This window comes from Pseudomonas sp. LB3P25 (genome assembly GCF_054897985.1).
Genome location: NZ_CM142711.1, coordinates 3,486,810 through 3,503,704 on the forward strand (window position 1 = coordinate 3,486,810; position 16,895 = coordinate 3,503,704).

Annotated in this window: 13 protein-coding genes; 7 read left to right on the forward strand and 6 right to left on the reverse strand. The window is 58.9% G+C overall.

The window, feature by feature from the left end; all coding sequences use genetic code 11:
* Window positions 1-9: 9 nt before the first annotated feature.
* The 4 genes from ACYZTW_RS15815 to ACYZTW_RS15830 all read left to right on the forward strand — a co-directional run bounded on the left by ACYZTW_RS15815 (window position 10) and on the right by ACYZTW_RS15830 (window position 3,045).
* Window positions 10-825: a CheR family methyltransferase gene (locus tag ACYZTW_RS15815; RefSeq protein WP_462005663.1), complete on the forward strand. Its 816-nt coding sequence runs from the start codon at window positions 10-12 to the stop codon at window positions 823-825.
* Window positions 822-1,415 carry a chemotaxis protein CheB gene (locus ACYZTW_RS15820; RefSeq protein ID WP_462005664.1) on the forward strand — a complete coding sequence of 198 codons (594 nt, stop codon included), beginning with the start codon at window positions 822-824 and terminating at the stop codon, window positions 1,413-1,415. The genes ACYZTW_RS15815 and ACYZTW_RS15820 overlap by 4 nt, the downstream gene beginning before the upstream one ends.
* Complete coding sequence (locus tag ACYZTW_RS15825) at window positions 1,409-2,590, forward strand: hybrid sensor histidine kinase/response regulator (RefSeq protein ID WP_462005665.1); 1,182 nt, start codon at window positions 1,409-1,411, stop codon at window positions 2,588-2,590. The genes ACYZTW_RS15820 and ACYZTW_RS15825 overlap by 7 nt, the downstream gene beginning before the upstream one ends.
* Before the next feature lie 77 nt (window positions 2,591-2,667).
* Window positions 2,668-3,045, forward strand: coding sequence for a response regulator (locus ACYZTW_RS15830; RefSeq protein WP_008146959.1), 378 nt, complete (start codon window positions 2,668-2,670; stop codon window positions 3,043-3,045).
* A gap of 48 nt (window positions 3,046-3,093) precedes the next feature.
* Here the strand turns inward: ACYZTW_RS15830 and ACYZTW_RS15835 are convergent, their stop codons facing one another.
* From ACYZTW_RS15835 to ACYZTW_RS15850, 4 genes are all read right to left on the reverse strand, one after another.
* Window positions 3,094-4,029 (reverse strand): halovibrin HvnA, encoded by a 936-nt coding sequence (locus ACYZTW_RS15835; RefSeq protein WP_462005666.1) that lies wholly within the window; start codon window positions 4,027-4,029, stop codon window positions 3,094-3,096.
* A gap of 206 nt (window positions 4,030-4,235) precedes the next feature.
* Complete coding sequence (locus ACYZTW_RS15840; protein WP_462005667.1) at window positions 4,236-5,906, reverse strand: ATP-binding protein; 1,671 nt, start codon at window positions 5,904-5,906, stop codon at window positions 4,236-4,238.
* Window positions 5,903-7,405 (reverse strand): ATPase domain-containing protein, encoded by a 1,503-nt coding sequence (locus tag ACYZTW_RS15845; protein ID WP_462005668.1) that lies wholly within the window; start codon window positions 7,403-7,405, stop codon window positions 5,903-5,905. Before ACYZTW_RS15845 ends, ACYZTW_RS15840 begins: the two co-directional genes overlap by 4 nt.
* A 116-nt stretch (window positions 7,406-7,521) precedes the next feature.
* Entirely contained in the window at window positions 7,522-8,577 is a 1,056-nt protein-coding gene (locus tag ACYZTW_RS15850; RefSeq protein WP_462005669.1) for a tetratricopeptide repeat protein, read from the reverse strand.
* A 204-nt stretch (window positions 8,578-8,781) separates the two neighbouring features.
* Between ACYZTW_RS15850 and ACYZTW_RS15855 the strand changes: the two genes are divergently transcribed.
* The 3 genes from ACYZTW_RS15855 to ACYZTW_RS15865 are packed head-to-tail and all read left to right on the forward strand — an operon-like array spanning window position 8,782 to window position 12,089.
* Window positions 8,782-10,929 carry an FUSC family protein gene (locus ACYZTW_RS15855; RefSeq protein WP_462005670.1) on the forward strand — a complete coding sequence of 716 codons (2,148 nt, stop codon included), beginning with the start codon at window positions 8,782-8,784 and terminating at the stop codon, window positions 10,927-10,929.
* Window positions 10,919-11,119, forward strand: a complete 201-nt coding sequence (locus ACYZTW_RS15860) for a DUF1656 domain-containing protein (protein WP_462005671.1) — start codon at window positions 10,919-10,921, stop codon at window positions 11,117-11,119. Before ACYZTW_RS15855 ends, ACYZTW_RS15860 begins: the two co-directional genes overlap by 11 nt.
* A gap of 4 nt (window positions 11,120-11,123) precedes the next feature.
* Window positions 11,124-12,089: an HlyD family efflux transporter periplasmic adaptor subunit gene (locus ACYZTW_RS15865; RefSeq protein ID WP_462005672.1), complete on the forward strand. Its 966-nt coding sequence runs from the start codon at window positions 11,124-11,126 to the stop codon at window positions 12,087-12,089.
* Window positions 12,090-12,292: 203 nt separating this feature from the next.
* Here the strand turns inward: ACYZTW_RS15865 and ACYZTW_RS15870 are convergent, their stop codons facing one another.
* Both ACYZTW_RS15870 and ACYZTW_RS15875 read right to left on the reverse strand, forming a co-directional pair.
* Complete coding sequence (locus ACYZTW_RS15870) at window positions 12,293-13,714, reverse strand: efflux transporter outer membrane subunit (RefSeq protein ID WP_462005673.1); 1,422 nt, start codon at window positions 13,712-13,714, stop codon at window positions 12,293-12,295.
* On the reverse strand, window positions 13,711-16,890 hold the full coding sequence (locus tag ACYZTW_RS15875) for an efflux RND transporter permease subunit (protein ID WP_462005674.1): 3,180 nt from the start codon (window positions 16,888-16,890) through the stop codon (window positions 13,711-13,713). Before ACYZTW_RS15875 ends, ACYZTW_RS15870 begins: the two co-directional genes overlap by 4 nt.
* Window positions 16,891-16,895: the final 5 nt, after the last annotated feature.

Consider the following 16,895-nt stretch of genomic DNA (forward strand, 5'->3'; position numbering starts at 1 on the left):
ACGCTTCTAGTGGAGAAGAACACCGAAATCGAATTGCGCTTGTTGATCGAGGCGATCTACCTCAAATACAGCTATGACTTTCGCGATTATTCCGGCGCTTCGATCAAGCGCCGGGTCAATCACGCGTTGAGCCAGTTCGAGTGCTCGACCATTTCAGCGTTGCAGGAAAAGGTCCTGCACGACCCGACGGCGTTCATGCAGTTGCTGCAACTGCTGACGATCCCGGTCAGCGAAATGTTCCGCGACCCTTCGCATTTTCTGGCGATCCGTCAGGAAGTGGTACCGCTGCTCAAGACCTACCCCTCGATCAAGATCTGGATCGCCGGTTGCAGCACGGGGGAAGAGGTCTATTCGATGGCCATTGTGCTGCGCGAAGAAGGCTTGCTCGATCGCACCATCATCTACGCCACCGACATCAATCCGCGCTCGCTGGATAAAGCCAAGCAAGGGATTTTCTCCATGGAGAATGTCCGCGCCTACACTCATAACTACCAGCAGGCAGGTGGCCAGTGCTCGTTCGCCGACTACTACACGGCGGCTTACGGTTACGCCATTTTTGACAAGACGCTGTGTGAGAACGTGACCTTCGCCGATCACAGTCTGGCGACCGACAGTGTCTTTTCAGAAACTCAATTAATTTCGTGTCGTAATGTTTTGATTTATTTCAACAAAAAGCTTCAGGATCGTGCTTTCGGTTTGTTCCATGAATCCCTTTGCCATCGAGGATTTTTGGTGCTGGGCAGTAAGGAAACCCTGGATTTTTCGGCCTACGGCAACCAGTTCGAACCGTTGGTCAAACAAGAACGGATTTACCGCAAATCATGAACAGTGCAGCGGATTTGCCTTCTATAGAGGCTATCGTGATTGGCGCCTCGGCCGGCGGTGTGGAGGCGTTGCTGAACATCCTCAGTCCACTGCGAGAAGGCTTCAAGCTGCCGATCATCGTGGTGTTGCACCTCCCGGACGAACGTCACAGCCAACTGGCCGAGGTGTTCGCACGGCGAGTAGCCATGCCTGTACTGGAAGCCCGCGACAAGACGCGGGTCGAAGCGGGAACGGTATATTTTGCGACACCGGGTTATCACTTGTCGGTGGAGCAGGACCGCAGTTTTTCCTTGAGCCTGGAAGCCCGCGTGCATTATTCGCGACCGGCCATTGATTACCTGTTCGAGTCGTCTGCCGATGCCTACGGTTGCGCCCTGGCCGCGGTGTTGTTGACCGGCGCCAACCGCGATGGCGCCCGCGGCCTGGCCCAGGTCAAACGCTGTGGCGGCATGACCATCGTCCAGGACCCGGACGAAGCCCTGGTCGCGACCATGCCTCAGGCTGCGCTTGATCTACACCAGCCGGACCACATTCTCCCTATACGCGGCATCGGCCGTCTGCTTGTCGAGCTGGAACGAATCGCATGCTAAGTACTATCCAGGCCAAACTGCTGATCGTCGACGATCTCCCGGAGAACTTGTTGGCGCTCGAAGCGTTGATCAGGCGCGAAGACCGTATCGTTTATAAAGCCTTGTCCGCCGACGAAGCCTTGTCGCTGTTGCTGCAACACGAGTTCGCCATGGCCATTCTCGACGTGCAGATGCCCGGCATGAACGGCTTCGAACTGGCCGAGCTGATGCGCGGCACGGAAAAGACCAAGAACATCCCGATCGTGTTCGTCAGTGCCGCCGGTCGTGAGCTGAACTACGCGTTCAAGGGCTATGAAAGCGGCGCCGTGGACTTCCTCTACAAGCCGCTGGATATCCATGCGGTCAAGAGCAAGGTCAACGTGTTCGTCGAACTGTTTCGCCAAAGCAAGGCGATGAAACAGCAGGTCGAAGAGCTGGAGCAAAGCCGCCGTGAGCAGGAAGCGCTGCTCAAGCAGTTACAGAGTACCCAGCGGGAACTGGAGCAAGCGGTGCGCATGCGCGATGACTTCATGTCCATCGTTGCCCACGAAGTCCGCACGCCGCTCAATGGCCTGATCCTCGAAACCCAGTTGCGCAAGATGCACCTGGCCCGGGACAACGCTGCGGCGTTCACCCTGGACAAAATGCACGCGATGGTCGATCGCGACGAGCGGCAGATCAAAAGCCTGATCCGCTTGATCGAAGACATGCTCGATGTGTCGCGAATTCGCACCGGCAAGTTGTCGATCCGATCGACGCGCTTCGATCTGTCGGCGCTGGTTCGCGGCTTATTGCAGAACTTTGCACCGCAGATCGATGCTGCCGAATCCTCGGTCACCCTGGAGGCCGAGCAACCGGTGGTGGGCAGCTGGGACGAATTTCGTGTTGAACAGGTGATTTCCAACCTGCTGACCAATGCTTTGCGCTACGGCGCCAAGAGTCCGATCACCGTTAAGGTGTACAGTGAGAGCGGTCAGGCTCGGGTGGAAGTGCGCGATCTTGGGATCGGTATCAGCGAAGAGAACCAGAAGCGTATTTTCCAGCAATTCGAACGTGTCACGGCCAAACACGCTGTCGCGGGGTTGGGCCTGGGGTTGTTTATTTCGGAACAGATTGTGGCCGCCCATGGCGGTTCCATTACCGTCGAAAGCCGGATTGGCGAAGGCGCCTTGTTTCGCGTTTGTCTGCCGCTGTAGGAAAACAGCCAGATAAACGCAACCTCTGATCGACCCCACGGTCGTATCAGCAGCTATTGACCGAACAAAGGCTTCCCATGAGTGAAGATGCACAAGACGTCGTATTGATCGTCGAAGATGACCCCTCGATTTTGATGGTGCTGTCGGCCTATCTGTCGGGTGAGGGCTACCGGGTATTGCAGGCCGAAAACGGCGAGCAGGCCTTCGAAATTCTGTCGAGCAAACCGCACCTGGACATGATGATCACCGATTTCCGCCTGCCGGGCGGAATCTCTGGCGTGCAGATTGCCGAACCTGCCGTGAAGCTGCGACCGGAGCTCAAGGTCATTTTCATCAGCGGTTATCCGCAGGAAATTCGCGAGACGGACAGCCCGATCACCCGTAAAGCACCGATTCTGGCCAAGCCGTTTGATCTGGATGTACTGCAAGAGCTTATGCAGGAAATGCTTTCCTGAAGCTGCGCGTTGGCGTGAGCCGACGCGCATTGGGTCACCGCGCTTGTGCTAGCGCTTCACCTGATCCGCATCGTTATAGATAAACTGCGGGTTGGCCGACGCCTGGGTCGGCAAAATGATTTTTATGATCGGCTTCACGCCCCCGCCGGTCGTGTTGTAGAAGTCTGTCTGATCGTGTTGCGCACCCGCCAATCCCCCGTCGAGATAGAAGAACGCCTCGATGGGCAGCTCTTGGGGAATGTTTTGCGGCCAGGTGGCCATGACCAATTCTATGTAGTCATGTGCGCCAGCAAAGAAGTTTTCCAGTTGGTGGGCTCGAATAGTCTGGTAGAACGAATCTGCGCCCAGATTGTTCATCGAGTCGCGAACATCGAAGCTGCAAAGGTTCCAGGCGTTTGCCCTGCGATTGGCGATCCATTGTTCGGCGGTCGTCACACCGATGGTCTGGCAGCGACGGCTGCGGTCGGGTGAATAGGGATGAGCCCCACAACCGGGTTTCTCTCTCAATGTGGTCGCTCCATCGAGGGGGTAGGCGCAAAGCACTTCAATCTGCCGCGTACCGGTCGGCCTGGCCAAGACTGGATAAAAGATAAAACCGTTCTTTTGCCCAAACACCAACCCGGTGAATTTGGCGTCTTTACTCAAATACGAAAAAGATATTCCGCCACTACTTTGCGAGTGTGGGCTGGGGTTCCAGCTCTTGTAAGCGTTCGACGGCACTGTTGACCTCAAGATTACGCCCCGACAGAGAAAGGCAGGCATCGAGGGTTTACCGCAATCCTGGCGAATGTCGTTGTAACGACTGGTCAGGTTGGCTGCGATCGCTGCACCGGCCGTTGCTGCGGATGAATACGTTTCTGCGCCGGAACCCGATTCCAGGGTTCCCATGGGGGCCCGTTCGACTGGCGGTGCTGGTTCTTGTTGTTCGTGGACCTGGCAGCCCGCGAGGGCAACCGTCAGTACAAGTGCGATTATCTTCTTCATGAGGGTTCATCCCTTGAGTATTGACCTGCCCGTGGCAGGCGAGCGCAGAGTCGCCTTCGAGCAGGTACGCTGCGTACTTCAGGGGGGATTGAACCCGGAAAAAAATACCGGGAATAGCTGTCAGAGTTGACAGGTGACAGGCTTCAAAACGAGGCCTAGTCTTGGCTGTTGTGTGGTGACGCGCAATGAAGCAGGGCTTGTGCTGATTACTGCCGGATCATCTCCCGCACCTTCGCCGTCAGCAGATCAAAGGTGAACGGCTTGGTGATCATCTGCATGCCAGGATCAAGGAAGCCGCCGCGCACCGCCGCGTGTTCGGCGTAGCCGGTGATGAACAACACCTTCAGATCAGGCCGGTATTGCCGGCCGATTTCCGCCAGTTGCCGGCCATTCATGCCGGGCAATCCAACGTCGCTGATCAACAGATCGATACGCTGCCCGGAATCGAGAATCGGCACAGCGCCGTCGGCATCGGCCGCCTCGACGAAGGCATAGCCCAGATCACTCAACACCGTACTGACCAACACCCGTACCGCCGGATCGTCCTCGACGATCAGCACCGTTTCGCCATTCTGTGCGAACGGCGCGTGCTGGACGTCCACCGGGCTGTCCTGAGGCAAGTCACCGTCGAAACGTGGCAGAAACAGACTCACCGTGGTGCCTTCACCTACTTCACTGTGAATGGCGACGTGGCCGCGTGATTGTTTGCTGAAACCATAAATCATCGACAGTCCAAGGCCTGTGCCCTGGCCGATTGGCTTGGTGGTAAAGAAAGGATCAAAGGCCCGGTTGATGGTGCTTTGCGGCATGCCACACCCAGTGTCGGTGACACTCAGCACCACGTAATCACCCGGTTGAAGGTTGCTCTGAGCCTCGGTGAAGCCAATGTCCAGATGCTGATTGCTGGTTTTCACCACCAGTTTGCCGCCATCGGGCATAGCATCCCGCGCATTGATTACCAGATTGAGCAGGGCGCTTTCCAATTGGTTGGGATCGGCTTCGGCCACCCAGAGTTGCTCGTTCAGTTGCATGTCCAGCTGAATGGTTTCGTTGATGCTGCGCTGAAGCAATTCGCCCATGGAGACCACCAGGGTGTTCATCTCCACGGGTTTGGAGTCCAGAGATTGACGCCGGGAAAACGCCAGCAGGCGGTGGGTCAGGCCTGCGGCGCGGTTGGCTGAGGTCACGCCCAGGTCGATCAGACTGTCCAGATCGTCGGTGCGCCCACGGGCCAGACGTCGGCGCAGCAGCTCCAGGCTGCCGATGATGCCGGTCAGCATGTTGTTGAAGTCGTGGGCAATACCGCCGGTGAGCTGGCCGACCGCTTCCATCTTCTGCGATTGGCGCAGGGCTTCTTCATTGTGTCGCAGCTGGGCGGTGCGTTCCTCGACCTGCTGTTCGAGGGTTTCGAGGGTGTTTTGCAACCGCAGTTCGCTTTGACTCAGATCGATCAGCCGGTCCCTGGCTTCGTACTGTCGTCGACGTCCGCGCAACGCGGTGGTCACCAGGCTGATCAACGTGACCGGGTGAAAAGGACGCTCAAGAAAGGTCACGTTCCCCAGCTGTGGCCCGTAGCGCGACGCCGGGTTTTGTTCCGGGCCGCCATGGTAGGTCATCAATACAATCGGAAGGTCCGACCAGGCCGGTTGTTGCTCGATCAGACCGAGCAGCGGTTCAAGATCACCGCCCAACAAGGCCTCGGAAGAGATCAGCAGCAATCCTGCCCCTTGCTCCAGCTCCCTGCACAACGCCACCAGGTCCCGAGTAATCACCCCGTCGTAACCCGCTTCGTTGAGCATCATCAGCGCAATCTGGCTGTCGCGACCCAGCGGCGCGAGAATGATCGCGCGCTCGGACATCGCTTCCTGGGCAGTCACGGGGTTTGTTCCTCAAGCAAAGGTTTGCTGGCACCCAGATAGGTCGGGACACCGCGCAATACACCCTGAAATGCATCCAGCGGTTCCCCAATGGTCATGCCCTGAGCGTTGATGCGGTATTCACGAATAGTCGATTCATGGCTACCCGTGCGTTTCTTGATGATCGAGATCGCCCGGCGAACCTTGCCCAATGCCTCGAAGTAGCGCAGCAGGATGACCGTATCGGCCAGATAGGTGATGTCGACGGGGGCTTGCATGTCACCGACCAGTCCGTGCTGGGCGACGGTCATGAAGGTCGCGGCGCCCTGGCGATTGAGGTACAGCAGCAACTCGTGCATGTGAAATACCAAGGCGTTTTCTTCAGGCATCGCCGCTTGATAGCCGTTGATGCTGTCGATCACCACGGTCTTGATATTGCCCTCATCGACACAGCGACGAACCCGGTAGGAAAACTCTCCGGGGGACAACTCGGCCGCGTCCACTTGCTCGATCAGCAGGTTGCCGGTGTCTTGCAGCGCCTGGAGGTCGATGCCGATGTTCTTCATGCGCTCGAACAGCAACCCGAGCTCTTCATCGAAAATGAACAGCGCAGCTTTTTCGCCACGGGCCACGGAGGCAGCGGCGAAGATCATCGAGATCAGCGATTTGCCAGTACCGGCCGGGCCGAGGATCAATGTGCTGGAACCGGTCTCGATACCGCCGCCGAGCAGAGCGTCCATTGCCTTGATGCCGCTGGATAACTGCTGACGGATATAGCGACCGCGGTGCTCGGCGGCCACCAGACGCGGAAACACATGCACGCCGTCGCCCATGATGGTGAAGTCGTGAAACCCGCCACGGTACTTGTGGCCACGGTACTTCACCACACGGATCCGCCGACGCTCGGCGCCATAATTGGGTGTCAGTTCCTCAAGGCGAATGACGCCGTGGGCCAGACTGTGTACGGTTTTATCGAGGGATTCGGTGGTCAGGTCGTCCAGCAACACCACCGTGGCGTCATAGCGCACGAAGTAGTGTTTGATCGCGAGGATCTGGCGACGGTAGCGCAGCGAGCTTTGGGCCAGCAGACGGATCTCGGACAGACTGTCGAGCACCACGCGGGTTGGCTTGACCCGTTCGACCACTTCGAAAATCTGCTTGGTGGCTTCGCCCAGTTCAAGGTCCGAGGAATACAACAAGCTCTGCTGATACTCGGCATTGAGCAGGCTTTCCGGGGGCGTCAGCTCGAAGATATGGATGTTCTCATCGAGCTCCCAACCGTGGGACAATGCACCCTGTCGCAGCTCCCGCTCGGTTTCCGACAACGTGATGTACAACGAGCGCTCGCCGGCTCGGGCGCCGGCCAACAGAAAATGCAAAGCGACGGTGGTTTTGCCGGTTCCGGGTTCACCCTCCAGTAAAAACACATGGCCGCGGGACAGTCCACCGGCCAGGATGTCGTCCAGACCTTCGATGCCGGTGGCGGCTTTTGCACTGATCGACTCGTTTGATGTAGACAAAAAATGCCCTCTCATGACTAGGGGAAACGAGGCAGCAGGCCGTAAGTGCCTGAATGGACTGCCTGTTCTCTTGACCCTTGGCCGAGACGACGAGTTCAACGAAATTTTTGCAGTTGTTAAAGCCCTTGCTGCAAGGCAGGGTCGTCGGGATTGAGTTGTTCAAGTTGCGCCAACAGAATCTGCACGTTCTGCAGCTGTCCGCTTTCTTTCCAGTAGTTGATCAACAATACCCGGGCCTTGCGGTCGGCCGGGTGGCGCTGGACGATCTCCTGCAACTGTTTCTGCGCCGCTTCCAGCTCCTGTTCAGCGTGAAGCGTGGTGGCCAGGTCGTAGCGGTAATCCTTGTTGTCCGGCTCCAGCTCCACGGCTTTTGAAAGGCCGAGCAGGGCGAATTCACTTTGCCCGTGATGCAGCAGCCAGAGCCCCAAGGCATGTTGCAGGTAGGCCGAGTCGGGCTGAGCTTTTAACTGCTTGGCCAACAGTTGCCGGGCAGCATCGTTTTGGCCCTGTCGATCCAGCACTTCGATTTGCATCACTAGCGCCGGCAGGTTGCCGGGCGCAAGACGCAAGGTGTTCTCCAGTGCCTGTTGCGCCTGTTTCAATTCTGCGTTGTGCAGATGCAGCCGAGCCAGTTGATATTGGTTGTCGGCGCTTTCCGGCTGACTCTTCAGGTCCTGTTCCCAGGCATCAATGGCTTGCTCCAGCGGCCCGAAGTACAAACCGAGATCGTCCGGCGATAGCCCCAGCAAGGCGTTCACGGCGGCATAGCGCACGCGCTGTTCGCTGTCATCGAGCAGCGGGCCCAGCAGCAGACTGCGCTGACCGCTGGGCACCAGACCGCTGATGCTTTTGATCGCTGCAATGCGCACGTCTGGCGACTCATGCTGCAAGTCCGCATCCGCCAGTTTCAGGGCCACGGAGCTGGGGTAGTTGGGCAGTTCGGCATGCAACCAGACACGGCGTTTGGCCGATATATCAGGGCGGCCCAATTGCTGGTAGAGGACCCGTGCTGCGCCCGGTTGGCCTGCGCGCGCCTGGTTCAGCGCCTCGGTGTAGCCACGTTTGATCGCCTCCGGCACTGCGGGGGTTGTGCTGCGCAGGAAAAACCAGGCAAGGCCGATGGCAAACAGGACGCAGAGGCTGATGAGCAGGTAGCGGCGGGACTGGGGCATGCAGGAATCCGGGAGCTGGCAAGCTGTTGCAAAGGTGCCAGCTTCGGTCAGGCAGGGCTGTGAGTCAAACCCAGACTCAGTTCAATGCGTTAGTCAGTCGATTCAAGGCAGTCTGGCCTATCAATGATTTTGCCTACAGGTTGCGTCGACATTGAAACCCGTCGAGGCGCCGTAGCAGTGACTACGCTTGCTGGAGATGACTCGATGAGCGTTCCCATGCAACCGCTGCTTCAGTACTTCAAAGCGATACTCAACCCCGGGCCCGGAGTGGCGTTGTTCGCCCTGCGGACCATCGCGGCCGGGCTGCTGACGTTGTATCTGGCCTTCCTGTTCGACCTTGAGCAACCCAAGTGGTCGATCATGGCGGTGGTCATCGTCAGCCAGCCATTGGGCGGCATGGCCCTGGCCCGAAGTTTCGGCCAGGTCATCGGCACCACGCTCGGGGCGGTCGTGGCGGTGTTGATCATGGCGATCTTTCCCCAGGCGCCCCTGCCATTCATCCTCACCCTGGCCTTGTGGCTGGCGCTGTGTACCGCCGGCGGCACCTTGTTGCGCTACACCAGTTCTCAGGCGTTCGTGTTGAGTGGCTACACGGCGGTGGTGGTGGCACTGCTGGCAATACCCGATCAAGACGGCACGTTCCTGCTGGCCGTCACTCGTGTGACCGAGACGCTATTGGCGGTTGCTTGCGTGTGCGTGGTCAGCCTGCTCACCGCGCGGCCGGAAGCAGTAGCCCGGGATTACTTCGCCAAGATCGATCAGGTCATCAAGCTGCTTGCGACCCACGCTGCGGCCGTGATCCGCACTGAAGAAAGCGAGGCCGATTTCCAACGGCGGCAAATGCAGCTGCTTGGCGCAATCAGCGCTCTGGAGGGTGTCCGTCGGCATCTGTATTACGATGCCCCACGTTTGCGCAGCGCCAATGGGCTGGTGCAGTTACTGGGTAATCAGCTGGTGTTGTTGACGTCGCGGCTGACGGCTTTGCGTCACCAGCGGGAGCTGCTTTCCGAGCGCTGGAAAGGCGCGTTGCCGCAGGAGATACAGCGTTTGCGCGCCGAAGAACTGGTCTTTCTCGATGAGCTGGCCCAGCAGGGGCGCTCATTGTCGACCAAGGCCCGGCAGCGTTTCTCGGCACTTCAACAGCGTTTCGATGACCAGGCCTACAAGGCTGAACAACTCACCGAGACGATGCCAGCCACGCTGCGCTCACTGGCCTGGGCACTGCGCTGGGAGCAGGCACGGATGCTGGAGCAGCTCAGCCGGATTCTCGAACTGAGCGACGCGATCCAGGATGGGCGTGCGGCCAGTAGCATGTTTCGCGGCCAGGACAACCCCTTGCATCTGGACTTCACCCTGGCGGCAATGAACGCGATCCGCGCATTTGCCGCGTTGCTGGTGGCCGGCCTGATCTGGATCGAGACCGGTTGGGACGGGGCGCGGGGCGGGATGATCGTGGCGGGAATTCTCTGTTCGCTGATGGCGACGTTTCCACGGCCGTTGCTGGCCAGCCAAAGCTTTGCCAGGGGGCTGGGGCTGGCCTTGGTGGTATCGGCGCTGTATCTGTTCCTGCTGATACCGATGATCAGTGACTTCGAGTTACTCGCCGTGTTGTTAACCCCATTGCTGTATGCCGTCGCGGTGGGGTTGTCCAGTCCGCCAACCACGGGCACAGGCATTGGTCTTGGACTCACGACAATGCTGTTGTTGGGCCCGCAAAACACAGAAATCGGCCAAAACAGTGCCATTCAGTGGTTCGAGTTTGCCGCTTCCTATATCTGCGCAGCCGCGCTGGCGCTCAGTGTCTACGCCTTGATCTTCCCGTTCAGGCCCGTTTTGCGAATACGCCGGCTGTTCAATGAAAACTGTGAGCAGGTCTACGCTTTACTGAAGACACCGGCCACCGATGAGCAGCAGTTTGCGTTTGAAAGCCGCATGGTCGATCGCCTGACCATGATGTTGGGATTATTGCCGGCTACCAACGACAAGCAATCCAGCGAGCTGTTCGAAGTCAGCCTTGGGTGCATGGCACTGGGTGTGGCCTTGAACCAACTCAGGCAACAGGGGCAAAGCAACACTTTGCTCAGTACTGAACAGCAAAACCGTTTGCTGGCTGCTGTCCGTGAGACAGGACGATTGATCGCCGGACGGCCCGGGATTGACCTTGAGCAGTTGCTCGGAAACTTGCGTGTCTTGGGCGATGAAATGGACGACTTGCATTTAGACGTTCATGAACACCTGTGGTCGGTATTCAGGATGCGCGTGGCGTTGTTGATCGTGGTGTCGTTTCTGGAGCGACATCGCAAACATTTTCAACCCGCAGAAACGGAAGGAGTGCCGACCCTTGCCCATTGATTTTGAATTGGGTGGTGTCTACTTGCCGCCGATTGCCCAGGCGTTACTGCTGGCCCTGCCGATTTACCTGCTGCTGGACTGGATCTTGCGCCGCATTGGCGTGCTGCAGTTCGTCTGGCATGAAGCCTTGTTCGAAGGCGCGCTGTACGCCTGCGTTTGCGCAACGCTGATTCTGGTGATGGGAGCTTGATGCGTTGAAGAAGATCCTTGCCCGACTTGCGACGGTGGCGGTGGTGTTGCTGGCCTTTGTTCTCGGATGGTTTGCCTGGGAACATTACACCCGCGCCCCCTGGACCCGGGATGCACGGGTGCGTGCCGATGTGGTGACCTTGTCCGCCGATGTCTCGGGGCGCATCGTCAGCCTGGGCGTCCAGGACAACCAGCATGTGGAGAAAGGCCAGTTGCTGCTGGAGATCGACCCGGCGCGCTACGTCCTGGCTGTTGAGCATGCCAAACGCTCGGTGGAAGTGGCGAAAGCCACCCTTGGTCAGTCCGAGGCAACGATTGTCGCCAGTGAAGCGCTGCTCCGCCAGCGTCAGAGCGAAGAGCGTCGACGGCGCACGCTCAAGCAGCGGTTCGCCATTTCTGGTGAAGAATGGGAAAAATCCAGCACAGAAGTGGCGGTGGCGCAGGCCGAGTTGCTGCGCAACCAGGCCAACCTCGGTTTGGCCCAGGCCAACGTGCAACTGGCCATCGCAGCGTTGACCCAGGCTGAACTTGATTTGCAGCGCACCCGGGTCGAAGCGCCCGTGACGGGTTACGTCACCAACCTGCTGACCCGTCAGGGTGACTATGCCGCGGCCGGTGGTGCGCTGTTGGCGCTGGTGGACAGCGACTCGTTTTATGTCAGCGGTTACTTTGAAGAAACCAAGCTGCCGCGAATCGAGGAGGGCGACCGGGTCAGGATCGAATTGATGAGTGGCGAAACCTTCGGCGGTACTGTGCAAAGCATTGCCTTCGCCATTGCCGACCGGGAGAACCTGCCGGGCGGACGCCTGCTGGCCAACATCAACCCCAGTTACACCTGGGTCAAACTGGCGCAGCGGGTGCCGGTGCGGATACAGATCGACGCCGAGTACGCGGCCAAAAACCGACTGCGTGCCGGGACCACTGCCACCGTAACCATCATGGAAAACCGCGAGACTCAAGAACACCGTTAACCCTTTGTGGGAGCGAGCCTGCTCGCGAAAGCGGTGCGTCAGTCGACATCAATGCTGAATGTCAGGCCGTATTCGCGAGCAGGCTCGCTCCCACAGGGCTCCACACTGCCTTCTGAAAAGGCAAAAAAAAGCCCCGCGACCGAATGAGGCACAGGGCTAAGTAATTGGTTGGTTGCGGCCAACCAAAGGAGCTCGTTAAGACATTACTTGCTGGCGACCGTTTCTGGTTGCCAGCCACCGCCGAGGGCTTTGTAAATCGCGACAATGCCGCGATACAGATCGACTTCGGCCTGGGCCTGGGTGTCTTCCGCCGCCAGGCGCTCACGCTGAGCGTCGAGCAGGACGAGGAAGTCCGCAGTGCCTTCGCGGTAGCGAATTTGAGCCAGGTCGGCGGCCGCTCGGCTGGATTCGCTCTGACGAATCAGCGAGATCAGGCGTTGCTGGCGTTTGCCGTAGTCGCTAAAGGCGTTTTCCGATTCTTCCAACGCCAACAGTACTTGCTGCTCGTAGGTCGCCAGGGCACCTTCGGCATCCGCATCGGCGCCCCGTAAACGAGCGCGCACGCTGCCAAGGTCGAAGGCTGCCCACGTGATGCTTGGTCCCAGTGCCCAGGCGTTGGCCGCCGAGGAGCCGATCTGCGAACCGCGTCCGGCGGTGAAACCAAGGAAACCGCTGAGGCTGACCCGAGGGAACAAATCAGCCTTGGCCACGCCGATACGGGCAGTGGCGGAAGCCAGTTTGCGCTCGGCGCTGAGAATGTCCGGGCGACGTTGCAGCAGTTCACCCGGATCACCGATCGGCAGAGCCTTGGCGATCGCCGGCAAGTCCTTGGGACTCAGGTCGACGGTCAGCTTGTCCGGCCGCTCACCCAACAGGGTGGCGATCCGGTTTTTCTGACGAACCTGTTCAGCCTGCAATTGAGGCACGCTGGCTTCGACGGACGCCAAACGTGCATCGGCGCGGACCACATCGAGTTGGTCGCCGACGCCGGCATCACGCAGGCTGACGGTAATCTTGCTCGATTCCTGTTGGTTATTCAGGTTGGCCAAGGCGATCTTTTCACGCAGCTGCGCGCCGCGCAGTTGGCCGTAGGCATCCACCAGTTCGGCAATCATCGAGACTTGCAGTTGGTACAGATCAGCTTCGAGCGCTTGCTGTTCGGCGTCGGCGGATTCCAGGTTGCGCTGGATACGCCCAAACAGGTCGATCTCCCACGCCATGTCCAGACCCAGGTCGTAGCGTTCGCTGTTAACCCGTTTGGTGGTCTGGCCCGGGATCTGACCCTTGGCCAGGTCACTGCTGGCGCGGCTGGTGATGGTCGGCATGGCGTCATTGCTGACGTCATCGCGAATTGCCCGGGCCGCTTTCCAGCGGGCAAAGGCCACGCGCAAATCACGGTTGCCTTGCAGCGATTGAGTCACCAACTGGTTGAGGGTCGGATCTTCGAACTGCTGCCACCAGATGCCTTCGAAACGCGAGCGGTCGAAGTTCTTCTGACCGGCGCTGCCATCGGTGGCGGTGGTGATGTTGGCCGGCTCAGTGGCTGGAGTCTTGTAGTCCGGGCCGACGGCACAGGCACTCAGAGCCAGTACCAGCAAGCTCGGCAGGAAGGCTTTCACGCTCATTGTTGCGACTCCAGTTTCAGGGCCTTGGCCGCTTTGCGCTTTTCACCGCGCTCCACAAAGTTACGAATCAATACGTAGAACACCGGCGTCAGCAACAGACCGAAGAAGGTGACCCCGAGCATCCCGGAGAACACCGCCACACCCATGGCGTGACGCATCTCGGCACCGGCACCGCTGGAGAACACCAGAGGCACAACACCCATGATGAACGCGAAGGAGGTCATCAGGATCGGCCGCAGACGCAGACGGCAAGCTTCCAGCACCGCAGCCAGAGGGCCGAGACCTTCCTGCTGTTTGTCCTTGGCAAACTCGACGATCAGGATCGCGTTCTTACAGGCAAGTCCCACCAGTACGATCAAGCCTATCTGGGTGAAGATGTTGTTGTCGCCGCCGGAGGCAATCACCCCGGTAATGGCCGACAGCAAAGTCATCGGTACGATCAGGATCACCGCCAGTGGCAGGCTCCAGCTTTCGTATTGAGCCGCGAGCACCAGGAACGCCAGCAGTACGCAGAGCGGGAACACGAACAACGCGGTGTTACCAGAAAGGATCTGCTGGTAGGTCAGGTCGGTCCATTCGTAGGTCATGCCGTTCGGAAGTTCATCCTTAAGCAGTTTCTCGATCGCCGCCTGAGCCTGGCCGGAGCTGTAACCTGGGGCTGCCGCACCGTTGATTTCAGCGGTGATGAAGCCGTTGTAGTGCATCACGCGGTCCGGGCCCGAGGTGTCGCTGACCTTGATGAAGGTCGCCAGCGGGATCATCTCGCCTTTGTTGTTACGCACTTTCAGCTGGCCAATCTGGTCCGGTTCGAGACGGAACTGCTGTTCAGCCTGAACGTTGACCTGATAGGTACGACCGAAGCGGTTGAAGTCGTTGGCATACAGCGAACCCAGGTAGATCTGCAGGGTGTCGAAGATGTCGCTGACAGCCACGCCGTGGGTCTTGGCTTTTTCCCGGTCGATAGCCGCATCGACCTGCGGCACGTTCACGGTGTAGCTGGTGAACAGGGCCGCCAGTTCCGGCACGTTGTGGCTCTTGGTGATGATGTTCATGGTCTCTTTGTACAGCTCGTCATAGCCCAGGTTGCCCCGGTCTTCGATCTGCAGGCGGAAACCACCGATGGTGCCCAGGCCTTGTACAGGCGGCGGCGGGAAGATCGCCATGTAGGCTTCCTGAATCCCGGCGAACTTGCCGTTCAACGCACCGGCAATCGCACCGGCAGACATGCTCGGGTCTTTGCGTTCGTCGAAAGGTTTCAGGGTGACGAACACGATGCCGGCGTTAGGGCTGTTGGTGAACCCGTTGATCGACAGGCCAGGGAAGGCCACCGCACTTTCCACGCCAGGCTGTTTCAGGGCCAGGTCGGACATGCGTTTGATCACGTCTTCGGTACGGTCCAGGCTCGAGGCATCCGGCAGTTGCGCGAAGGCCACCAGGTATTGCTTGTCCTGGCCGGGTACGAAACCGGTCGGGGTGTTGGCGAAACCGAAGAAGGTCAGCACCATCAGGCCTGCGTACAACAGCAGGGCGATACCGCTGCTGCGGATAACCCGACCTACAGTGCCGACATAACCGTGGCTGGCCTTGTCAAAGAAACGGTTGAACGGACGGAACAGCCAGCCACCAAAGATCTTGTCGAGGACCTTGGAAAAACGGTCCTTCGGTGCGTCATGGCTTTTGAGCAATACCGCAGCCAGGGCGGGCGACAGCGTCAGCGAGTTGAACGCCGAGATCACGGTCGAGATCGCAATGGTCAGGGCGAATTGTTTGTAGAACTGCCCGGTCAACCCGGAGATGAAGGCCGCCGGGATAAACACCGCACACAGCACCAGCGCCGTCGCGATGATCGGGCCGGTCACTTCACGCATGGCCCGTTTGGTGGCTTCGACCGGTGTGAGCCCCAGTCCGATGTTTCGTTCGACGTTCTCCACCACCACGATGGCGTCGTCCACCACGATACCGATGGCCAATACCAGGCCGAACAGTGACAGAGCGTTCAGCGAGAAGCCGAACAGGTGCATCACGGCAAACGTACCGATCAGCGAGACCGGCACCGCTACCAAAGGAATGATCGAGGCGCGCCAGGTTTGCAGGAACAGGATCACCACCAGAACAACGAGGATCAGCGCTTCGAAGAGGGTGTGAACCACCGCCTCGATGGAGCCACGCACGAAGATCGTCGGGTCATATACGATGCTGAAGTCCATGCCCTCCGGGAAGCTCTTCTTCAGTTCGGCCATTTTCGAGCGAACTTCGTTGGAGATCTCGATCGCGTTGGAGCCAGGGCGCTGGAAGATCGGGATTGCCACCGCCGGTTGGTTGTTCAGCAAGGAGCGCAGGGCGTACTGGCTGGAACCCAGTTCAACCCGAGCGATATCTTTCAATCGCGTGATTTCACCATTGTCGCCGGAGCGAATGATGATGTTCTCGAACTCTTCTTCAGAAACCAGACGGCCTTGCGTGTTGACCGATAATTGGAACGCCGTGGCATTCGGCGCAGGCGGCGCACCCAATGCACCGGCAGCCACCTGACGGTTCTGTTCACGAATCGCGGTCACGACGTCGGTGGCGGTCAGGTTACGCGAAGCGGTCTTGTTCGGATCGAGCCAGACCCGCAGCGAGTAATCGCCCATGCCGAACAGCTGCACGTCACCGACACCGCCCAGACGCGCCAGCTCATCCTTGATGTTGAGCAAGGCGTAGTTGGACAGGTAGAGCATGTCGTAGCGTTTGTCCGGCGAGGTCAAGTGCACAACCATCGTCAGGTCGGGCGAAGCCTTGTCCACGGTGATACCGATGCGCGTCACTTCCTCGGGAAGTTTCGGCTCGGTCCGGGTCACACGGTTCTGCACCTGTACCTGTGCGTTGTCCAGGTCAGTGCCCAGCGCAAAGGTGATGGTCAGGGTGATTTTGCCGTCAGCGGTAGACTGCGAGGACATGTACAGCATGTTCTCGACGCCGGTGATGGCTTGCTCCAGTGGAGCCGCCACGGTTTCACCAATGACTTTTGGGTTGGCACCCGGGAAGTTCGCGCGGACCACAACAGTCGGCGGAACCACTTCCGGGTATTCGCTGATCGGCAACTGGAACAGCGAGATGGCGCCGGCGATCAGGATCAGCAGCGAGAGCACCGCTGCGAAGATCGGCCGTGAAATGAAGAATTGGGAAAAATTCATCGTAG

What these genes read in the sequence shown, in the direction of transcription:
- ACYZTW_RS15820 (WP_462005664.1), top strand. Translation starts at nt 822, where the DNA reads ATGAACAGTGCAGCGGATTTGCCTTCTATAGAGGCTATCGTGATTGGC.
- ACYZTW_RS15875 (WP_462005674.1), bottom strand. Translation starts at nt 16,890, where the DNA reads ATGAATTTTTCCCAATTCTTCATTTCACGGCCGATCTTCGCAGCGGTG.
- ACYZTW_RS15830 (WP_008146959.1), top strand. Translation starts at nt 2,668, where the DNA reads ATGAGTGAAGATGCACAAGACGTCGTATTGATCGTCGAAGATGACCCC.
- ACYZTW_RS15835 (WP_462005666.1), bottom strand. Translation starts at nt 4,029, where the DNA reads ATGAAGAAGATAATCGCACTTGTACTGACGGTTGCCCTCGCGGGCTGC.
- ACYZTW_RS15850 (WP_462005669.1), bottom strand. Translation starts at nt 8,577, where the DNA reads ATGCCCCAGTCCCGCCGCTACCTGCTCATCAGCCTCTGCGTCCTGTTT.
- ACYZTW_RS15855 (WP_462005670.1), top strand. Translation starts at nt 8,782, where the DNA reads ATGAGCGTTCCCATGCAACCGCTGCTTCAGTACTTCAAAGCGATACTC.
- ACYZTW_RS15825 (WP_462005665.1), top strand. Translation starts at nt 1,409, where the DNA reads ATGCTAAGTACTATCCAGGCCAAACTGCTGATCGTCGACGATCTCCCG.
- ACYZTW_RS15870 (WP_462005673.1), bottom strand. Translation starts at nt 13,714, where the DNA reads ATGAGCGTGAAAGCCTTCCTGCCGAGCTTGCTGGTACTGGCTCTGAGT.